15 protein-coding genes are annotated in these 20937 nt (G+C 44.8%); 12 read left to right on the forward strand and 3 right to left on the reverse strand.

What is annotated here, in order from left to right:
- The first annotated feature begins 95 nt into the window (after positions 1-95).
- The 6 genes from L4D20_RS23020 to L4D20_RS23045 all read left to right on the forward strand — a co-directional run bounded on the left by L4D20_RS23020 (position 96) and on the right by L4D20_RS23045 (position 6168).
- Entirely contained in the window at positions 96-1106 is a 1011-nt protein-coding gene (locus L4D20_RS23020; RefSeq protein WP_428803918.1) for an ornithine carbamoyltransferase, read from the forward strand.
- A gap of 106 nt (positions 1107-1212) precedes the next feature.
- Positions 1213-2142 carry an aspartate carbamoyltransferase gene (gene pyrB / locus L4D20_RS23025; RefSeq protein ID WP_428803919.1) on the forward strand — a complete coding sequence of 310 codons (930 nt, stop codon included), beginning with the start codon at positions 1213-1215 and terminating at the stop codon, positions 2140-2142.
- A 15-nt stretch (positions 2143-2157) separates the two neighbouring features.
- Complete coding sequence (gene pyrI / locus L4D20_RS23030) at positions 2158-2622, forward strand: aspartate carbamoyltransferase regulatory subunit (protein ID WP_428803920.1); 465 nt, start codon at positions 2158-2160, stop codon at positions 2620-2622.
- 304 nt (positions 2623-2926) lie between these two features.
- A complete protein-coding gene (locus L4D20_RS23035) occupies positions 2927-3415 on the forward strand; it encodes an arginine repressor (protein ID WP_428803921.1) in 489 nt (162 codons plus the stop codon).
- Between the two features lie 133 nt (positions 3416-3548).
- Positions 3549-5360: a protein-disulfide reductase DsbD gene (locus L4D20_RS23040; RefSeq protein ID WP_428803922.1), complete on the forward strand. Its 1812-nt coding sequence runs from the start codon at positions 3549-3551 to the stop codon at positions 5358-5360.
- Between the two features lie 178 nt (positions 5361-5538).
- Positions 5539-6168, forward strand: a complete 630-nt coding sequence (locus L4D20_RS23045; RefSeq protein WP_428803923.1) for a response regulator — start codon at positions 5539-5541, stop codon at positions 6166-6168.
- Between the two features lie 27 nt (positions 6169-6195).
- Here L4D20_RS23045 and L4D20_RS23050 read toward each other — a convergent pair whose 3' ends face one another.
- Positions 6196-7926 carry a potassium/proton antiporter gene (locus L4D20_RS23050; RefSeq protein WP_428803924.1) on the reverse strand — a complete coding sequence of 577 codons (1731 nt, stop codon included), beginning with the start codon at positions 7924-7926 and terminating at the stop codon, positions 6196-6198.
- 352 nt (positions 7927-8278) lie between these two features.
- Between L4D20_RS23050 and L4D20_RS23055 the strand changes: the two genes are divergently transcribed.
- The 3 genes from L4D20_RS23055 to L4D20_RS23065 all read left to right on the forward strand — a co-directional run bounded on the left by L4D20_RS23055 (position 8279) and on the right by L4D20_RS23065 (position 10894).
- Positions 8279-8542, forward strand: a complete 264-nt coding sequence (locus L4D20_RS23055) for a DUF4212 domain-containing protein (RefSeq protein WP_428803925.1) — start codon at positions 8279-8281, stop codon at positions 8540-8542.
- A gap of 12 nt (positions 8543-8554) precedes the next feature.
- Positions 8555-10282, forward strand: coding sequence for a sodium:solute symporter family protein (locus L4D20_RS23060; RefSeq protein WP_428803926.1), 1728 nt, complete (start codon positions 8555-8557; stop codon positions 10280-10282).
- Between the two features lie 123 nt (positions 10283-10405).
- Positions 10406-10894, forward strand: a complete 489-nt coding sequence (locus tag L4D20_RS23065) for a hypothetical protein (RefSeq protein ID WP_428803927.1) — start codon at positions 10406-10408, stop codon at positions 10892-10894.
- 146 nt (positions 10895-11040) lie between these two features.
- On the opposite strand, the gene L4D20_RS23070 is transcribed toward L4D20_RS23065, so the two are convergent.
- Positions 11041-14472 carry a hybrid sensor histidine kinase/response regulator gene (locus L4D20_RS23070; RefSeq protein ID WP_428803928.1) on the reverse strand — a complete coding sequence of 1144 codons (3432 nt, stop codon included), beginning with the start codon at positions 14470-14472 and terminating at the stop codon, positions 11041-11043.
- A 107-nt stretch (positions 14473-14579) separates the two neighbouring features.
- Positions 14580-15764 (reverse strand): 3-phenylpropionate MFS transporter, encoded by a 1185-nt coding sequence (locus tag L4D20_RS23075; protein ID WP_428803929.1) that lies wholly within the window; start codon positions 15762-15764, stop codon positions 14580-14582.
- 212 nt (positions 15765-15976) lie between these two features.
- On the opposite strand from L4D20_RS23075, the gene L4D20_RS23080 reads away from it, so the two are divergent.
- The 3 genes from L4D20_RS23080 (at position 15977) to acs (ending at position 20645) form a co-directional block, all read left to right on the forward strand.
- A complete protein-coding gene (locus L4D20_RS23080) occupies positions 15977-17803 on the forward strand; it encodes a DUF294 nucleotidyltransferase-like domain-containing protein (protein WP_428803930.1) in 1827 nt (608 codons plus the stop codon).
- 53 nt (positions 17804-17856) lie between these two features.
- The gene (locus L4D20_RS23085; protein WP_428803931.1) at positions 17857-18492 is read left to right on the forward strand and encodes a 3'-5' exonuclease; all 636 of its coding nucleotides are present in this window, start codon (positions 17857-17859) and stop codon (positions 18490-18492) included.
- Positions 18493-18695: 203 nt separating this feature from the next.
- A complete protein-coding gene (gene acs / locus L4D20_RS23090; protein WP_428803932.1) occupies positions 18696-20645 on the forward strand; it encodes an acetate--CoA ligase in 1950 nt (649 codons plus the stop codon).
- Positions 20646-20937 lie beyond the last annotated feature (292 nt).

Genomic DNA, 20937 nt, shown 5'->3' on the forward strand with positions numbered 1-20937 from the left:
CTATTAATAAATAACAAAATGACTAATAACTGAAAACAGAGCGCTCTTTGCTCTTCCCTACAACGCAAGAGCGCCTAATACAGAAGGAATAGACCATGGCTTTTAATCTACGTAACCGTAATTTCCTAAAATTGTTAGATTTTACTCCTCGTGAAATCCAACACCTATTAGAGCTATCAGCAGAGCTGAAAAAAGCAAAATACAACGGCTACGAACAACCGCGTCTAACCGGAAAGAACGTCGCTTTAATCTTTGAGAAAAGCTCGACTCGTACTCGTTGTGCTTTCGAAGTTGCCGCTTATGACCAAGGCGCACGCGTCTCTTACTTAGGCCCATCAGGATCTCAAATTGGCCATAAAGAATCAATGAAAGACACCGCTCGTGTTCTTGGCCGTATGTACGATGGCATCGAATACCGCGGCTTTGGTCAAGAGATTGTTGAAGACCTAGGTGCTTACGCAGGTGTCCCTGTATGGAATGGGCTAACAGATGAGTTCCACCCGACACAAATCTTGGCTGATTTCCTGACTATGATAGAGCATGGCCGTGGTAAGCAGCTACATGAAATGAAATTCGCTTATCTTGGTGATGCTCGCAACAACATGGGTAACTCACTGATGGTTGGCGCGGCAAAAATGGGCATGGACATTCGCCTTGTGGCACCAAAGCAGTTCTGGCCGGAAGAACAGTTGTTAGCAACATGCCAAGAAATTGCACTTACGACGGGCGCCAAAATCACACTAACTGAAGATGTCCAAGAGGGCGTGCAAGGCTGTGATTACCTCTACACTGATGTTTGGGTATCGATGGGTGAAGCGAAAGAGGCGTGGGCAGAGCGCATCAACTTAATGCTCCCTTACCAAGTGAACATGGCGATGCTAAAAGCAACGGGCAATCCACATGTGAAATTCATGCACTGTCTACCTGCCTTCCACGGCGAAGATACTACGGTAGGTAAGCAACTAGCCGAAGAGTACCCAATGCTCAAAGAGGGTGTTGAAGTCACTGATGAAGTGATCGAATCCGACCACTCAATTGTCTTTGACGAAGCAGAGAACCGTATGCACACCATCAAAGCGGTCATGGTCGCCACCTTGGGTGATTAATCAATAGAAAATGCCTCCTTTAAGGGGGCGTTTTTTTGTCTGCAATTTATAGGTAGATATCCACCTTGATACACAGGGTTAATTTATAAAGTAAGGAGCTTTTTCTATGGCACATTCACTGTTTAATAAACACATCATATCGATTCCGGAGCTGACCCGAAGTGAGTTAGAACTCATCGTCGATACCGCAGCAAAGCTCAAAGCAGAGCCAAACCCAGAGCTGTTAAAAAACAAGGTGGTTGCGAGCTGTTTCTTTGAGCCCTCGACACGAACTCGACTTTCATTTGAGACTGCGGTTCAACGTTTAGGTGGGACAATCATTGGCTTTGATAACGGTGGCAATACATCACTGGCAAAAAAAGGCGAGACACTAGCGGATTCAGTTCAAGTGATCTCATCGTATGTAGATGCCTTTGTAATGCGTCATCCACAAGAAGGGGCTGCTCGTTTAGCGTCAGAATTTTCCAACGGTGTCCCTATTGTTAATGGTGGTGATGGCGCCAATCAGCACCCAACCCAAACGCTACTCGATCTGTTCTCCATTCAAGAGACTCAAGGCACGCTTGATAACCTTAATGTCGCCTTTGTGGGTGATCTGAAATATGGCCGCACCGTACATTCACTGACTCAGGCACTGTCTAAATTCAACAATGTGCGCTTCTTCTTTATCGCGCCAGATATCTTAGCCATGCCTGATTACATTTGTGAGGAGCTTGATGATGCCGGGATCACTTACAGTACCCACAGCAGTATTGAGGAGGTTGTTCCTGAGCTTGATATTCTATACATGACTCGAGTACAAAAAGAGCGTTTTGACGAGTCGGAATACGCACATATGAAGTCACTGTACATCTTAACTAAAGAGACATTGAAAGAAGCTCGAAGCAATATGCGAGTGTTACACCCACTTCCAAGAGTGGATGAAATCACCACTGATGTCGATAAAACCCGACACGCCTATTACTTCGAACAGGCTGAGAATGGCGTTTACGCTCGTGAAGCCCTATTAGCCCTAGTACTCAATGACAACCTATAAGCAGGAGATACCATCATGGTGAAGCAAACCCAACTTCAAGTTGAAGCCATTCGTAGCGGCAGCGTTATCGATCATATTCCTGCGCACGTTGGAATAAAAATCCTCAAGCTTTTCAAAATGCATAAAACCGACCACCGTATTACTATCGGTCTGAATCTACCCTCTTCAGCCTTAGGGGCTAAAGATTTGATTAAAATTGAGGATCTCTTTTTAACCAAGGAGCAAGCCAATCAACTCGCACTTTATGCACCCAATGCAACGGTTAATCAGATTGAAGAGTACAACGTGGTGAATAAGTTAACACTCGCACTGCCTGAGCAGATAAACGGTGTGTTTGAGTGCCCGAACAGCAACTGTATTTCTCATGGTGAACCGGTAGAAAGTTGTTTTAATGTGCAGCTAAAACACGAGAAAGTTCAGCTAAAATGTCACTATTGTGAAAAAGTATTCTCTCGCGGAATAATGAGAGAAGCGCGCTAGCGCCCATACCTATTAATCAAGCATATAAACAGATGAATCATCACCGGATAATTATTCACTCAAGTGGATAATTATCCCACCAGATAGAATTAAACGCCAAAATTAAGACAAGGTACTAGTTGTTTATTTTGGTGATCACCTTCAAATAGCCTATTTAAATTCAGTGGTACACTCCAAATGAAAAATATAATAACAACTCAACTTAAAGAGTGGACAGTAAAAGAACTGATACTTTAAGGATTTAGAAGTATCCATGATGCTAAGGACCAGCAACATCCAGAACGTCAAATACAAGGAGTTGACCTTGAACGACACCTTAGAACACGGATCCTTATTTTCCGCAGAAGACAAAACACTGACTGCGGCTTGTAAACGCTTACTGCAACAGCAAAGTTTCGCAACGCAAAACGATCTGCGATTAAAGCTTGTTGAGATTGGTTTTGAGGGGATCAGCCAATCGACCGTTTCACGCTTATTATCCAATTTGGGCGTGGTAAAAGTTCAAAATGCCTGTGGAAAAAAGGTCTACTGCATTACCGTTGAAAATGCTCCAGTGCGTGTCGAATCCTCTATTGCCTCACAAATTGAGTTCATTACTCACAATCAAGCGACAGTGGTAGTAAAAACACACCCGGGTAGTGCTCAGCTGGTTGCTAGGCTGGTCGACATTGACCCACATACCGAAATACTCGGTACGGTTGGCGGAAATGATACTGTTTTGATCATCCCTAAAAGCGTAGAGAATATTGACGCTTGCGAGGCTGTAGTAAAGGCGCGCCTCGGCGTTAGGTAATTTATCTAATACATAAGCAATTACAATCAGGCTTGTTTGTTCAAGCCTGTTTTATTTTGGATGAAACTTATTCCCTTCTAAACCTGTCTGATTAAGTTAAGATACCCAATCCACTAATAGAAAGACGATTCATATGCGTTTATTTTCTCTTGTTTTTGCTTTTTGTTTATCGCTCACGGCGCTTCCCGTCAATGCTTTGTTTTCAACAAGCTCAGAGCTTTCAAATAGCTCGGACTCCTTGTTCTCACAATCTGACAGTAATACCTTTGTCCCCGTGGATGAGGCATTTCCATTTAATTTCTATCAACAAGGCGATCGTCTTTCTCTTGATTGGCAAGTAAAGGATGACTATTACCTTTATCAAAGCCGCATCTCATTTAGTGGTGAAAACGTCACGCTAGGCGATATTAACATGCGCCAAGGTCAGCCTTATGAAGATGAGTTTTTTGGTCAGGTCAATATCTACACGGAACCGCTGTTGGTTGATATCCCTTTAAGTGATTACCACGACAAAGCGCGTGTCATTGTTCAGTACCAAGGCTGTGCTAAAGCAGGGTTTTGCTACCCGCCAGAAACACGTGTCATCGAAATTTCCAACTTCGAGTTTTCAGGCAGCACTCCCATCGTCAATGCCTCAAAACAAGTGACGGCAGAAAACTCTCAACCTCAATCGAATATTCAAACCTCACAAGACAGCAGTCTGGCTGATAACTTAGCTGAAAATTGGTGGACACCCCTGCTATTTCTCGCGTTAGGTGTCGGCCTAGCATTCACGCCTTGCGTGCTACCGATGTACCCAATTTTGACCAGTATCGTATTGGGCAGTGGCAAGCTAAGTCATCGACGAGCACTTGGGCTTTCGTTTATTTATGTTCAAGGGATGGCGCTGACCTATACCTTGCTTGGGCTTGTTGTCGCCTCTGCTGGCATGCAATTTCAAGCCGCAATGCAGCACCCATACGTGCTCATCGGGCTAAGTACGTTATTTGTTGTATTGGCAGCGTCGATGTTTGGCCTATACAGTCTTCAATTGCCAAGTGGCATGCAAACATGGCTCAATAATCTAAGTAATCAGCAGAAAGGCGGCAGCACTCTTGGTGTGTTTTCTATGGGCGCGATTTCAGGTCTAGTTTGCTCTCCGTGCACCACCGCCCCGCTATCTGGCGCACTGCTCTATGTGGCGCAAAGTGGTGACTTACTCACTGGTGGTGTCGCTCTGTATGCATTAGCCATGGGGATGGGCATTCCGTTGATGCTCGCAGCAGTGTTCGGCAATAAACTCCTTCCAAAAGCAGGAGCGTGGATGGATGTAGTGAAAACTCTATTTGGTTTTGTTCTACTTGCCGCACCAATCTTCTTACTAGAACGAATTCTACCAACGCTATGGACAACGATACTGTGGTCACTGTTAGGTTTGGTGGCATTTGGGTGGCTTTATCACCTTAAAAACAGACTGCCTTTTGGCGGCTGGAAACAGAGTGCCGTCGGTATTATTGCTGTGCTTGGCCTCTTTGCCTCCGCTCAACCCGCACTTAACTATTACTTCAATCCAAGCGCTAACATTAGCGAACCCAAAGTAGAATTTATTCAGGTTAGCAGCGTGGCAGAACTTGAAGAACAGTTAGCAATTGCCAAGAAAAATAACAAGCCAGCGATGCTCGATTTCTATGCCGACTGGTGTGTAGCGTGTAAAGAATTTGAGAAGTACACTTTCCACCAACCTGACGTGGAAGTGCAGCTCAAAAACTTTGTCTTGCTTCAAGCCGATGTGACTCGTAATCAACCTAACGACATCGCTTTACTGCAACACCTGAATGTTCTAGGGCTGCCAACCATTGAATTTTGGGATGCATCAGGAGAACAAGTGAATGCCGCACGCTTAACGGGATTTATGGAAGCGAAGCCATTCTTGGAGCACATTAATGCATTACTAAACAACGAATAGATTAATCAGATCTCACGGTCTCTATTAATTAATAGTTATATACAAAAGAGTTGGGAGTGATAACCCAACTCTTTCACATTTTAGGAAGAAAAGTCAGGCAATAAGCCTGTATTGGTTGTCACGCTGCTCTCAAGTGGTGATACTAAATTTAACTTTTTCCTAATAAGTGCATAACCTTATGGAACCAACCTATTCCATTATCATTGCTGATGATCATCCGCTATTTCGCAATGCATTATTTCAGTCAGTTCATATGGCCGTCAGTGGGGCAAACTTACTCGAAGCCGATTCTCTGGATGCACTTCTTAGCTTATTGAAAAAAGAAGATGAGCCCGATCTGCTGTTGCTTGATCTTAAAATGCCCGGTGCTAATGGTATGTCTGGCCTTATTCACCTTCGAGCCGAATACCCAGATCTGCCGATTGTTGTAGTATCAGCCAGTGAAGAAGCGTCGGTGGTAAGTCAGGTTAAAAGCCATGGGGCGTTTGGTTTCATCCCTAAATCAAGTGATATGCGAGAGCTGATTAGTGCACTTAACCAAGTCCTTAACGGCGACCCATTCTTTCCTGAAGGGTTGATCACCAACAATGCCGCCTGTAACGATTTGGCAGAAAAAATTTCAGCCCTAACACCGCAACAATATAAGGTACTAGGAATGCTCTCTGATGGGCTACTCAATAAGCAGATTGCTTATGAGCTCAGTGTTTCAGAAGCGACCATCAAAGCGCATATGACCGCTATTTTCCGAAAACTTGGGGTTAAAAACCGTACTCAGGCCGTTATCCTTATTCAAGAACAGCACAACTAGTTCAGTGACGACCAGAAGCAAACTCTACTACGGGTTTTCTTCTGGTAAGCACAATCCAATCTTAATCACTTCATGATCCTGCACTTCTGCAATCACCCAATGAAGATTTTCCCAATCAAAACTATCGCCTAGAACAGGGTATTGCCCGATCTGCTCTTTCGCCAGTTGCTGAAGTGTTATGCTCTGATCTTCCAATGAAACTGAAATGCCATAGTGTTCAACAATACTTTGAATTGAGGTCGTCGCATCAAGAAAGAAATCACCATAGAAACGTGCCGTGTCTTCTTTTTCAACAGGGGCTTCACTAAATAGCTCACTTAACGCATCAAGATTCTTATCTTGCCCCAATACACACAATGTATCGTTCGCTTCCAATACCGTGCTTCCTGACGGGTGCAGCAGTGTGTTATTTCTAAATAATGCCGTAATTCTTGTCCCTTCTGGCATCGTCAGGCGTTTAAGTGGTTCGCCAATACACCACTTTTCTTCCTTAAGTTTGTAGACAAACATCTCCCACTCACTGGTTGGAAAAATCTCAATACCACTACGAGAGATTGGGCTTGGTTTCGGCGGTAGTGAAACGTTCGCTAGAGAAGCGGCTTTCATCAGGCTGCCACCTTGAATGATCAATGAAACCATAACCACAAAAAAGGCGATATTGAAATATAGCTGGGCATTAGGTAGCCCTGCCATCATCGGGAATACAGCAAGGATGATCGGCACTGCACCTCTAAGTCCAACCCAAGAAAGAAACCAACGTTCACGAGTATTGAAGCTTCTAAATGGCAATAACCCTAACCAGACTGAAATCGGCCTTGCGATTAAAATCATACCGAATGCTAACGCTAACGCTGGAAGCATTATCTCGAGTAGCGTTGATGGGGTAACCAATAATCCTAGCACCAAGAACATCACAATTTGGCTAAGCCAGGTCATGCCATCGAGTACGCTTAAGATTGAGTGGCGAGACGTGGTGGGTTTGTTACCGATTAACAAGCCCACGATATAGATAGTAAGGATACCGCTGCCACCAAAAATAGTAGACAAAGCGAACAGTGCAATACCGCCACTGAGTACCAAGATCGAGTACATCCCTTCTGGCAGGTTGATTCGGTTCACCAACGACCACAACAACCAACCACCAGCAAACCCAACCAACGCTCCAATACCAAACTGCATTGCAAAGCTGGTGAGTAAAAAGTTCATTCCCATATCCATCTCTGGACTGGATAGAATAGTAATAAGGGTGACAGTTAAAAATACGGCCATCGGATCATTAGTGCCCGATTCTATTTCAAGTGTCGCACCTACTCGCTCATTAAGGCTTTTACCTTTTAATAGCGAGAAAACCGCAGCCGCATCGGTCGAACCAACAATTGCTCCCACCAATATGCCTTGTAGCAAAGTAAGATCAAATAACCATGATGCCATGAGACCGGTCAGTGTTGCGGTACAAGCAACCCCAATCGTAGCTAATGAAAGTGATGGCCAGAAAGCGACCTTAAAGCTCGATACTTTGGTTCGCATACCACCATCCAGCAGGATAATCGCCAAAGCCAAATTACTAACGAGGTAAGTGAGAGAGTAGTCATCAAAATTAATACCGCCGGGGCCATCTTCACCCGCCAACATTCCAACGAATAAGAAGACTAATAAAATGGGGACACCTAGCTTAGAAGAAGCACGACTGACTAGAACACTTATTGCGATTAATGTTGCTCCGGTTAGAAACAAACCATTGATAGTATCGACGTCCAATTTTCCCTCCTAAGCGAAGCCATTTCGAGTGTTACAATATAACAAACATGCCGCCTGAATAGTCAGAATGTTATAAGGAAATTACATTTAATTACCACTTATTCATAAACATGCAAGTTCAAGCTAAATTTTTTACAACAATCATGCGATACATTATGCATACCCGCATTAGACCTTTGGCTAAATTAACAACGTATTAACATCACACTTTTCCATCTAGCCTCACCTAAAAGCCTATTTTTCGACAGTTTTTACTTTATTGCCCACGACTAAAGTTGAAAAGATCCATTGTCCAGTCCTTGCTATTGTAAAAATGAAACAATTTATTAACAACATAAAAAAGGAGACGGCAATGGCATTTGAAAATCAAGATCGCGCCAAGGCCTACTGGGACAAAAACGTAAGGTTGATGATCGGGCTACTGGTTATTTGGTTTACCGTATCGTTCGGTTGCGGCATCTTGTTCGTTGATGTTCTAAACCAATTCCAAATAGGCGGATACAAACTCGGGTTCTGGTTTGCTCAGCAGGGGGCTATATATGCATTTTTAGCCATCATTTTTTATTACGCGTGGAAAATGAGACAGATCGACCGCGAATTTAATGTAGACGAATAAGGAATACGTCAGATGGACTTGAAAACTATCACCTATCTCGTAGTAGGTGCCACATTTATCCTATATATCGGTATCGCCATTTGGGCGCGTGCTGGTTCAACCAAAGAGTTTTATGTTGCCGGCGGTGGTGTACACCCTATCGCTAATGGTATGGCAACCGCAGCCGATTGGATGTCAGCAGCGTCGTTTATTTCGATGGCCGGCCTGATAGCCTTCATGGGTTACGGTGGTTCAGTATTCTTAATGGGCTGGACAGGTGGCTATGTACTACTTGCCCTACTTCTAGCGCCTTACCTACGTAAGTTTGGTAAGTTCACTGTGCCTGAGTTTGTAGGTGAGCGTTTTTACTCTAAGACGGCTCGTGTTGTTGCTGTAGCGTGTTTGATCATCGCTTCCGTAACCTACGTTATCGGTCAAATGAAAGGGGTTGGTGTTGCCTTCGGTCGCTTCCTTGAAGTGGACTACTCAACCGGTCTTGTTATTGGTATGTGTATCGTATTCATCTACGCAGTAATGGGCGGCATGAAAGGGATCACCTACACACAGATTGCTCAATATTGCGTACTCATTTTAGCTTACACTATTCCAGCAATATTCATCTCTCTACAACTAACAGGTCACCCTCTGCCCCAAATAGGTCTCGGGAGTACCATGCTCGGAACCGATGTCTATCTGCTCGACCGGCTCGATCAGGTGGTCACCGAACTCGGGTTTACCGAATATACCACCCAAGTTCGGGGCGATACCTTAAACATGTTCGTTTACACCATGTCTCTAATGATTGGTACTGCGGGTCTGCCTCACGTAATCATCCGTTTCTTTACTGTACCAAAAGTACGTGATGCTCGTACATCAGCAGGTTGGGCACTATTCTTCATTGCTATTCTTTATACGACAGCACCTGCTGTATCAGCAATGGCTCGTCTAAACCTGATGGATACGGTAAATCCAAATCCTGGCGAATACCTCGCTTACGATGAACGACCTGACTGGTTTAAAAACTGGGAAAAAACAGGACTTCTAGGTTTTGATGATATTAATGGTGATGGCAACATCCAATATACTTCTAACGCAGAAACAAACGAGCTAAAAGTTGACCGTGACATTATGGTACTGGCTAACCCTGAGATTGCGAAACTACCTAACTGGGTAATCGCACTAGTCGCAGCGGGTGGCTTAGCGGCTGCACTATCAACAGCGGCAGGTCTACTACTAGCGATCTCCTCCTCCATATCGCACGACTTGATTAAAGGGGTGATCAATCCAAATATATCCGAGAAAAAAGAGCTACTCGCCAGTCGAATATCCATGGCTGTAGCAATTGGTGTCGCGGGGTATCTAGGGCTTAATCCACCAGGGTTTGCCGCCGGTACTGTTGCTCTCGCCTTCGGTCTAGCTGCTTCCTCTATCTTCCCTGCTCTGATGATGGGTATCTTCAGCAAAGGGATCAATAAAGAGGGTGCTATCGCAGGTATGATTGCAGGTATCAGTATCACGCTGTTCTACGTATTCCAACACAAAGGCATTCTATTCGTTGCTGACTGGAAATTCTTAGAAAGCTGGGGTAGCAACTGGTTCCTAGGCATTGAGCCAAACGCATTCGGTGCCATTGGTGCGGTATGTAACTTTGTTGTGGCATTCGCAGTTTCGAAAGTAACCGCTGAAACACCACAAGAAGTCAAAGACTTAGTTGAGCATGTACGTATGCCAGCGGGTGCTGGTGATGCGGTTGATCACTAAAATCTAACCTAAACCACAAAAGCCCCTTCGGGGGCTTTTTTATTCTATTCAATGCTGTACTTTATCTATTATTACAATTAGTTACCCAGTCTATACAACGTCTTTAGCTGCAAGGAAGCCAATATGTTTAAAAGTAAGCACTTCATCGTCGCTATGCTTGTTACGCCAGTTCTCTCAATTCTCGCTTACGTTGGTACCGACATGGCCCTTAGTGAGAAGCCCCATGCGGCAAAAAAGGGAGAGGCCTACAAACTCCTGAGTAAATCTAACTGTCGTTACACCAGTGGTTTGTGCGATATGGAAAATGGCGAGTTTAAAATTCAATTCCGCTCTGAAAGCGTGACTGATGAACAGCTCTACCTTAGCTTGACATCAAAGCTACCTCTACAGGGCATAAAACTCTCACTCGTTGATAGTTTAGAAGCAACCGGTGACCCTATCGCCATGCAATCTGTCGATGAGACTAACCAAAAATGGCACATTAGCTTGCCTGCACCAACTTCTGATGAAAACTGGTTAAGGGTTGCCGCTCAGGCCAGTGATACGCTGTATTATGGCGATACTCAGACCATATTCGTAACTTATGAAACGCTGCTTGACCAAGCGCAATAGATTGGAAGAGTGCTCGCGGCTCTTCCAATAATAACTTCTGCATATCAAGTTAACTCTGCCAATAGTTAATACCACTTATCTACTTATCTACTTATCTGCTTATCTGCTTATCTGCTTATCTGCTAGGTAAATAGGCAACAAATAGGCTAGTTAACTTGATTCAAAATTGCTCTAAGTTTGAGTGGTTTGACTGGCTTTGGAATGAAAGCAAATCCATTAGACTTGATACCTTCCAACATATCATCGGTTCTATCTGCACTGATGATAACCCCTTTAAAACTATCCCCTAGTCTCAAGCGGCACTGCTGAAGAACTTCTAATCCTGTACGACCATTGTCCAGTCGATAGTCAGAGAAGATAACATCAGGCACCCAGCCATTCTCTAGTGCCTTCATGCTCTGTACTAAGTCCATCGCAGTCTTAATCTCACACCCCCAGCGAGCCAGTAGGTTTTCCATTCCAACTAAAATTTCTTGCTCGTTATCCACACATAGAATTTTCAAATGAGACAAATCAGAGACTGGTAGTGATGGCGTTATAACCTCAATAATTTCATCGCTCTGTGCTCGATTCAGGGTAATCGAGAAGACGCTACCCCTATCTGGCCAAGAACGTAATGAGATAGAGTGCCCCAATACATGAGCGATCCCTTTAGAGATCGCAAGCCCTAATCCAAGCCCTTGATCGGAGCGAATTTGGCTTCCTCGAGTGAACTCTTCAAAGATCTCTTGCTGCTTCCCTTCATCAATGCCGATACCGTTGTCCCAGACATCAATTCGAACATTGTCACCAATTCGCCTAACCCCTAAACGAACCTTACCTTTTGGGCAATACCGAAAAGCATTCGTCAAAAAGTTCTGCACGACTCGTCTTAATAATTTAGGATCAGACTGAACCAGTAGTGATGATGGAATCATCTTAAATGAGAGCTGTTGCTGTTTCGCCAAAGCACTAAATTCAGCGTCAAGGTTGGCAAGCACGTCTTTAATCGCAAAGCTTTGGATATGAACATCCAACTTACCAGACTCCAGACGAGAGATATCGAGTAGATCGCCAATAAGATCTTCAGCCGCCTCTAGCGCACTCTCAATATGCGTTGATAGACCTTTAACTTCTTTATCTTTTGCCACTTCAGAAAGCGATGATGCAAACAGTCGCGCGGCATTGAGGGGCTGCATTAAATCGTGACTAACCGCAGCGAGAAAGCGGGATTTAGATTGAGACTCATGCTCTGATCGCTGAGTAGCACTGACTAGCTGCTTATTGAGTCGCTCTAACTCCTGCGTTCGTTTTAGTACCCTAACCTCCAATGTTTCGTTCGCTTCTTTTAGCGCCTGCTCTGCGTCTCTAAAGACGGTGATGTCAGTAAAACTCATCACAAACCCACCGCTAGGCATAGGGTTACCTTGAACCTCAATCACACGTCCATCAGGGCGAATTCGTGAAGAGGTATGACGGGTGCCTTGCTCTAGGTGTGATACTCGGCGCCGAACGTGGTCTTCAGGATCGCCAGGACCGCATAACCCATGCTCTGCATTGTGGCGAATCACATCGGAAATTGGCCGTCCAACTTGAATCAGCCCACTAGGAAACTCAAACAGTTCTAAATAACGCTGATTCCAAGCCACCAACCTAAGCTGCCTATCAACAACTGCAATGCCTTGACCAATGTGTTCAATTGCTCCCTGAAGCAGGCCTCGGCTAAAGTCGTACAGCTCTGAAGCTTCATCAACAATGGTCGCCACTTCTTCTAGCTGCATATTTTTACCCTGCAGGGCAGAAGTAAGCACTAACTTGGCAGAAGATGCGCCAAAAACACCCGCTAATACACGCTCGGTATGACGAATCAGAGTTGATGGTGCCTGTTGATTAGGCAATAAGGTTTCATGTTGCTGAGTCCAGTATTGGTTGAAGGCGTTACGCACTCTCGTTCGGCCCACAAAGCGAGAAGCGAGCATCTCTAACTCACCAACGGTAACACGACTTTGATACAGGCTCTGATTTTCACTCTCAGGCATTGGTGTGCCAATAAAAGAGGCCGACTGTAAGCGCTCACTTAGGCTTGATCGTGTCATCATTGAAATCACGACATAGCAAACCGTATTGCTCACAACACTGAGTAGCATTCCCCAGTCAGAGCTTTTAATCCCCCAGCCGCTTAGTGTTTCAGGCGGTGTAATCAACCAAATAAGTGCATTATTGCTGGCATCTCCAGCTAATACACCAGTTTGACTCATTAAGGTAATGAGCCAAATACCAAATCCAACCGCTAGACCAACATACACCCCTTTTCGGTTGCCTCTACGCCAGTACATACCACCTATAAGTGCGGGCGCGAACTGAGTAATCGCAGCAAATGAGAGAAAGCCAATCGCGGACAAGGAGTGAATGGTATCAAGTGCTTGATAAAACCCCCATGCACCGATTAACAACAGCAGAATCAGCGCTCGCCTAATGATCAGAAGTAACCCAGAGAAGTGACGATAGTTACGGTCTGTAATGCGCATACGACGCAATAGAAGTGGCATCACCAAGTCATTGGAGACCATGATCGCTAACGCAATCGTCGAGACAATCACCATCCCGCTGGCAGCCGATGTACCACCTAAAAAGGCCAATAGTGCGATGTTATTGGCACCCACAGACATTGGTACACTGATCACGTAGGCGTCCGCTGGGCTACCACCAAGTAAGCTTTGTCCGACCCAAGCGATAGGAAGAACGAAGATCCCCATTAAAATAAGGTAGAGCGGGAACAGCCAACGGGCAGTATGGAGATCTTGAGCGCGCTCGTTCTCGACTACCATGGTATGAAACTGCCGTGGTAAACAGACTATCGCGACCATGGTCAGTGCGGTATGAATAAGAAGTGTCGGTATATTTGGCGATTGATAAGTCTGCTTGGCAACAGACACAAGGTCGACATGCTCTTGATTCCAAGCTAAATAGATAATAAAAAAACCAACCGTTAAAAAGGCCACCAGCTTAATGACTGATTCGAAGGCAATGGCCATCATCATGCCGCGGTGATGTTCAGTATTATCAATATGTCTGGTACCAAACAGCATGGTAAAAATAGCCAAGGCAGCAACAACAAACCAAGAAACATACCGTTCTTGATAGCCTAAATCGGCAGCTAAGTTTGGAGCTACAATGTCTAGCCCCATAGTGATGCCACGAAGCTGCAATGCGATGTAAGGCAGTATTCCAGCAACCGCAATGAGCGTAACAGCAACCGCTAATCCCTGAGATTTCCCATACCTTGCAGCAATAAAGTCAGCAATTGAGGTGATGTGTTCACGTTTTGCGGTTAATACCAAGCGAGCAAGGACTCGCCAGCCAAGGGTAAAAACAAGAATGGGGGCAATGTATATCGGTAAGAATGACCAAGGATTACTGCTTGCCTGCCCAACCGTTCCGTAGAAGGTCCACGAGGTACAGTAGACTGCGATCGATAAGCTGTAGATCCATGGTCGCCACTTGGCAAGCCAGTTCGTTTGACGATCACCATACCAAGCGATGAGAAAGAGAACGCCAAGATAAGCGAGCGAAACAGGTATGACAATCCATCCTTGCATTAGAGATCCTTTCTAAGCGATTAATTTCTGTGTTCATATAAAAAAACCTCTCCACAGGGAGAGGTTCTATTTAACTAAGTAACTACTGTAATCTCAATCAATTGAGTCTAATTCTGTGCTTTGGGCTCGGCTTTATTAACATCGGTGATCTTGGATGCTCTGGGTTCTACTTTCACAAACAGAGCCAATGCCCCCATTAGCGACATTGCCCAGAAAACATTAGCGCCCCAATTATCGTAACCCCAGCCACTTAATGTGGTGATTAGAGCGATAACAGCACCAAGTGGAATAGCATTATACAGCGCCTGCAGTGCCACCATTTTATGCTCTTCTTCCTGCTGTATATATTGAATTGCGGCAATGTGCGCCATCGCGAAGGTCACACCGTGCAGCAGTTGAATCAGTACCAACGCTGAAAGATCCGTCGTTGAAGCCGTCATCCCCCAACGAACCATCACACCAATAGATGCCGTCACAAAGAGTGCTCGGAGTGTCCAGCCTGAAAAAATACGCTTACTAAAGGCAAACACCATCACCTCAGCAACAACACCCAAGCTCCATAAATAGCCGATAATATCGGCAGAGTAACCTGCATCTCGCCAATATATGGCACTGAAACTGTAGTAGGCAGCATGACTACCTTGGATCAGAGCAATAAGCGTTAAGAACTTAACTACAGGCCATTCACGTAATAGTTGAGACACTTTCGGGCGTTCAACCTGCTGCTTACTTTGTGTCACCGGCATGGTACTGATGCTGCGCATTGAAATCAGCAGTGAAAAAAGTACACCAGCTAAGGCGGTATAGAGAATCATGTCACTGCCGTATAGCGACACCAGATAGCCTACAACCGTAGAACCACCAATAAAGGCAATAGAGCCCCATAATCGTGTTCTCCCGTAGTCCAACATTTTCAGGCGAGCATAGTAGTTAGCCAGTGCATCAGACAGAGGGACTATCGGACCGCAACAGAGATTAAATAGAACCGTTGCCAGCACCATCAACCAGAAGTCACCACCGGTAAAAAAGTGGAAGCCAATAAATAAGAAAGCCGCAAAACTGAGCCACCGAAGCGCGGGTAAGAGGTGTTCAGCTTTATGAATCCGAGGCGTAATGACAAGGTTGGCCACACATCGTGTCGCGAAACCAATACCCACTAGGAGACCGATATCTGTTGCAGAGACGCCCTGCTCTTCAAACCAAAGAGCCCAGAACGGAAGATAAACACCGTAAGCAAAAAAGAAACCGAGAAAGTACTGGGAGATCCAGCCATAGGGAGATGGGGTTAGCATCGAGTGCTCCTAAAACATGGCAAAAGTGCAAGCGCGGCTATTATGGACCTAGATCAATTAATTAAAAAGGGAAGAAAGCCGCTTTACACATTTCCGCTTTAAAAACCGACAAAATGATCTTTTGCTTGAGTGATTATTAGACCAAAGTCGTCTGGAGGTACTGGTGAAAGTTGTCACACTGGTAGGTACGAAAGTTACCAAGAGGAATGGTGATGCCAGACAAGTTTAATATGCAATCTCCACCTTTTGATCGCTTAACGGAAAAACAGCAGCATCAGCTACGCTCGTCTCTGGATGTTGCTTATTACCGCGACAAAGACATCATTTTACAGCCAGGCCAACCGTGTCAGCACCTTAATATATTAATTAAAGGGGCGGTTGAAGAGCGCTCAATCGACACCTCAGAAATCTATGCGCACTATGCCAACGATGACATGTTTGATGTCAGAGCACTATTTGAAGGTGAGGTTCGCCATCAATACATTGCATTAGAAGATACGCTGTCATACTTGCTACCAAAAGCGGTCTTTATTGAACTGTATGAAGCCAACGGGCAATTTGCCGCTTACTTTGATAATAATCTAAAAAACCGCCAAGTCCTTATTGAAGCTGCGCAGCAGCAGCAAAACCTTGCCGAATTTATACTGACTAAAGTCGACCAGTCGATCTATCACCCACCGATGATCCTAAAGCCTGAACAGCCTCTTAATGAGGTGACACTTCAACTAAAAGAGAGCGGTGTTGACTCAGCATTGGTTAGACTATCCGATAATGATGACCGTTTAAGTAGCAGTCCAAACGAACTTCCATATGCCATCGTAACTAGAACTAACATGCTTCATGCCGTGATGCTAGAGAACCAAGCTTTAGATACTGAGATCGGAAAAATAGCGACATTTCCCGTTCTTCATATCGACGATGGTGACTTCCTATTTAACGCTATGATCACCATGACACGGAATAAGATGAAGCGAGTGATGGTCTGTGATGGTAAAGATGCAGTGGGTATGCTCGATATGACCCAGATCCTCAGTGCCTTCTCTACCCATTCACACGTACTCACCCTTAGTATAGCCAGAGCCTCGAGTGTTGAAGAATTAGCACTGGCTTCAAACAAGCAGAGGCAATTAGTCGAAAGCTTATTAGGCAATGGTATTCGCACCAGATTTATCATGGAACTCATTGCCGCAGTCAATGAACAGATCATCGAAAAAGCGTTTGAGTTAGTCGTGCCACCAGCGCTTCATGATCACTGTTGTTTAATAGTGCTAGGTTCAGAGGGGCGTGGCGAACAAATTTTAAAAACCGATCAAGACAACGCGCTCATTATCAAAGACGGGCTTGAGTGGGAAAACTGCCAAAGTGTGATGGATGAACTTACTCATACATTACAGCAGCTCGGTTACCCTTTATGCCCAGGTGACGTTATGGTGAATAACCCTAAATGGGTCAAGACTCAACAGCAATGGAAAGATACCGTGAGTCGCTGGATTCAAGGCGCTAAACCCGAGCACGTCATGGATCTCGCAATCATAGCCGACGCCCATGCCGTTGCGGGAAACCGAGATCTACTTACCAGCGTGAGTGAGCACTTACACGGCTTAATGAAAAATAAGATGTTAGTTCTACAAGAGTTTACTCGCCCCGCTTTGCAGTTCTCTATTCCGTTAACCCTATTTGGTAACGTAAAGCGAAACAAAGAAGGCTTAGATATTAAGCGAGGGGGCATTTTCCCCATCGTACACGGCATTCGAACGCTTTCACTTGAATATGCGTTGAGTGAGAAAAATACCTTTGATCGAATTGATGAACTCCAAGCTAAGCGTATTTTAGAACCAGAAACTGCGGATAATCTCAGTGAAGCGCTCAAGCTGTTCTTCAAGCTGCGCCTGTCACAGCAACTCTCACAGCGCCACAATTCAAATAATATTGAGCTCAAACAGCTCGATAGAACAGAGCGAGATTTGCTACGTCACAGCCTACATGTAGTAAAGAAATTTAAGCAGCTGCTGGGCTATCACTATCAAATTAGAGACTAGCTACCACCAACGTATTAAATATATTGAAAGCATAAAGGAGTGAGAGGTCTTAAATGAATTGGTTGATACGTAAATACTGGCATAACAAATTAAAAGGATCGCCCTACCGGTCCCTGTTCCGCTCGCCTCAAAAAGGGGAATTTGTGTCACTCGACTGCGAAACTACCAGCCTAGATCCTCACCGAGCTGAGCTTGTGACCATTGCTGCAACCAAAATCATTGGTAATCGCATCATTACCAGCCAGCCATTCGAGGTGAGGCTTAGAGCTCCGCAATCACTGGATTCAGGTTCAGTCAAAATCCATAAGATTCGACATCAAGATTTGCTTGATGGTATCGGAGAAAAAGAAGCACTACTGCAACTGCTCAATTTCATTGGTAATCGCCCTTTAGTCGGTTATCACATTCGATATGATAAAAAGATCCTCGATATTGCTTGTCGTAAACAGCTTGGCTTTCCTCTGCCAAATCCACTTATTGAAGTAAGCCAGATTTATCATGATAAGCTTGAGCGCCATTTACCCAACGCCTATTTTGATCTCAGCTTAGAGGCTATCTGCAAGCATTTGGACCTTCCAATACAAGGCAAGCATGACGCTCTGCAAGACGCTATTTCTGCTGCTCTGGTCTTTGTTCGGCTAACAAAAGGTGATCTACCTTCGTTCACTTCCCCTTATCATCAACGATAATCTCTCGACTGACATCTCAATTTATCAACTTAAGTCGTTATCATATAAGATAAAACCCTTCTCTCATCCTAAAGTCTAATTGTGAAAATGAGCAAGGTGGCGGAAAGTGATAGGCATACAAACTTTCCAACCTAGCTCAACTATTCAATAACAAAATGGAAATTTGTCCTGCTCACAACATCATAGGCACAAGGAGAGAAGCAATGAGTGAAGCCCATATTTATCCGGTAAAAGAACACATTAAAGCAACGACTCACGCGGATAATGACACTTACCTAGCCATGTACCAACAATCGGTCTCTAACCCTGAAGGGTTCTGGACGGAACATGGAAAAATCGTTGATTGGATCAAACCATTCACTCAAGTTAAAAGCACTTCATTTGATACTGGCCATGTTGATATTCGCTGGTTTGAAGACGGTACACTTAACGTTTCTGCAAACTGTATTGACCGCCACCTCGCTGACCGCGGTGATGAAGTGGCTATCATTTGGGAAGGCGACGACCCTGCCGATGATAAAACACTGACCTTCAATGAGCTGCACAAAGAAGTGTGTTTATTTTCAAATGCGCTGAAAGAACAAGGCGTTCGTAAAGGCGATGTCGTCTGTCTTTATATGCCGATGGTACCAGAAGCTGCTGTCGCGATGCTCGCTTGTACCCGTATTGGCGCCGTACACACGGTTGTATTTGGCGGTTTCTCTCCAGAAGCACTATCAGGTCGTATCATCGATTCAGATTCAAAAATTGTCATCACAGCCGATGAAGGCGTTCGTGGTGGTCGCGCTGTTCCACTTAAGAAAAATGTCGATGAAGCGCTAACAAACCCTGAAGTTAAAAACATTGAAAAAGTCATCGTATTCAAACGTACCGGTGGCGATGTTGAATGGCACGATCATCGTGACGTTTGGTGGCACGAAGCAACGGCAACCGTGTCTGCAGATTGCCCACCAGAAGAAATGAAAGCAGAAGACCCACTATTTATTCTCTACACCTCGGGTTCAACAGGTAAACCAAAAGGCGTATTGCACACAACTGGCGGCTACCTTGTCTACGCAACCATGACCTTCAAATACGTCTTTGATTATCAACAAGGCGAAACCTTCTGGTGTACGGCTGATGTGGGTTGGATCACTGGTCATACTTACCTTATCTATGGGCCTCTGGCAAACGGCGCGAAAACGATCTTATTTGAAGGCGTGCCTAATTATCCAAACACAAGCCGTATGAGTGAAGTGGTTGATAAGCACCAAGTCAATATTCTTTATACTGCACCTACTGCAATTCGTGCTCTTATGGCGAAAGGCACAGAAGCGGTTGATGGTACATCACGTTCGAGCCTTCGCATTATGGGCTCTGTTGGTGAACCTATTAACCCAGAAGCGTGGGAGTGGTACTACAAAACCATTGGTAATGAGAAATCGCCTATCGTTGATACGTGGTGGCAAACTGAGACTGGCGGTATTTTGATTGCACCTCTACCAGGAGCAACCGATCTAAAACCGGGGTCAGCTACTCGTCCATTCTTTGGTGTTCAACCCGCACTTGTCGACAACATGGGTAATATCATTGAAGGTGCTGCCGAAGGTAACCTAGTCATCCTTGATTCTTGGCCAGGCCAAATGCGAACCGTTTATGGTGACCACGACCGCTTTGAACAAACCTACTTCTCTACCTTCAAAGGCATGTACTTCACAAGTGATGGTGCCCGCCGTGATGAAGATGGCTATTACTGGATCACAGGCCGTGTTGATGACGTACTGAACGTATCAGGGCACCGAATGGGGACAGCCGAAGTTGAATCAGCACTCGTTGCGCACAGTAAGATTGCAGAAGCGGCTATCGTAGGGATTCCTCACGATATTAAAGGCCAAGCAATCTACGCTTATATCACATTAAATGATGGTGAGTTCCCGTCAGCTGAGCTTCATAAAGAAGTCAAAGACTGGGTACGTAAAGAGATTGGCCCAATTGCAACGCCAGATGTGCTCCACTGGACAGACTCTCTACCAAAAACGCGTTCAGGTAAGATCATGCGTCGTATCCTACGTAAGATTGCCACTGGAGATACCAGCAACTTAGGTGATACTTCAACGCTCGCAGACCCTAGTGTTGTTGACAAGCTAATCGCTGAAAAAGCCGAGCTTGCTTAAAGTCGATACACAGTCCCTTTAGTTGCATAAATTAACGAGATTGCAGTAAGCGAAACAATACGTTTAAAACATCTAACTGATAAAGCCGTCACTCCTGTGGCGGTTTTTTTATGCGTATAACCTCAAAATTTGACCATAGATAGAGAGTGGTTATCGCCATTTTTGTTAACTCGGTTACAGAATTAGTCGTTACAACTAGGTGATAAGACCAGTAAATTGCTGCGATTTGCGCTGAATTCGCTATAATCTTGGTCTAATTTCAAAGAACCGTGATTTTTTGACATAAATCTCA

This window comes from Vibrio kyushuensis (assembly GCF_050337325.1).
Classification (GTDB): domain Bacteria; phylum Pseudomonadota; class Gammaproteobacteria; order Enterobacterales; family Vibrionaceae; genus Vibrio; species Vibrio kyushuensis.

Bases quoted from the DNA above. Each gene is read 5' to 3' on its own strand.
- L4D20_RS23020 (WP_428803918.1), top strand. From the start codon at position 96: ATGGCTTTTAATCTACGTAACCGTAATTTCCTAAAATTGTTAGATTTT.
- pyrB (WP_428803919.1), top strand. From the start codon at position 1,213: ATGGCACATTCACTGTTTAATAAACACATCATATCGATTCCGGAGCTG.
- pyrI (WP_428803920.1), top strand. From the start codon at position 2,158: ATGGTGAAGCAAACCCAACTTCAAGTTGAAGCCATTCGTAGCGGCAGC.
- L4D20_RS23040 (WP_428803922.1), top strand. From the start codon at position 3,549: ATGCGTTTATTTTCTCTTGTTTTTGCTTTTTGTTTATCGCTCACGGCG.
- L4D20_RS23045 (WP_428803923.1), top strand. From the start codon at position 5,539: ATGGAACCAACCTATTCCATTATCATTGCTGATGATCATCCGCTATTT.
- L4D20_RS23055 (WP_428803925.1), top strand. From the start codon at position 8,279: ATGGCATTTGAAAATCAAGATCGCGCCAAGGCCTACTGGGACAAAAAC.
- L4D20_RS23060 (WP_428803926.1), top strand. From the start codon at position 8,555: ATGGACTTGAAAACTATCACCTATCTCGTAGTAGGTGCCACATTTATC.
- L4D20_RS23065 (WP_428803927.1), top strand. From the start codon at position 10,406: ATGTTTAAAAGTAAGCACTTCATCGTCGCTATGCTTGTTACGCCAGTT.
- L4D20_RS23070 (WP_428803928.1), bottom strand. From the start codon at position 14,472: ATGCAAGGATGGATTGTCATACCTGTTTCGCTCGCTTATCTTGGCGTT.
- L4D20_RS23075 (WP_428803929.1), bottom strand. From the start codon at position 15,764: ATGCTAACCCCATCTCCCTATGGCTGGATCTCCCAGTACTTTCTCGGT.
- L4D20_RS23080 (WP_428803930.1), top strand. From the start codon at position 15,977: ATGCCAGACAAGTTTAATATGCAATCTCCACCTTTTGATCGCTTAACG.
- L4D20_RS23085 (WP_428803931.1), top strand. From the start codon at position 17,857: ATGAATTGGTTGATACGTAAATACTGGCATAACAAATTAAAAGGATCG.
- acs (WP_428803932.1), top strand. From the start codon at position 18,696: ATGAGTGAAGCCCATATTTATCCGGTAAAAGAACACATTAAAGCAACG.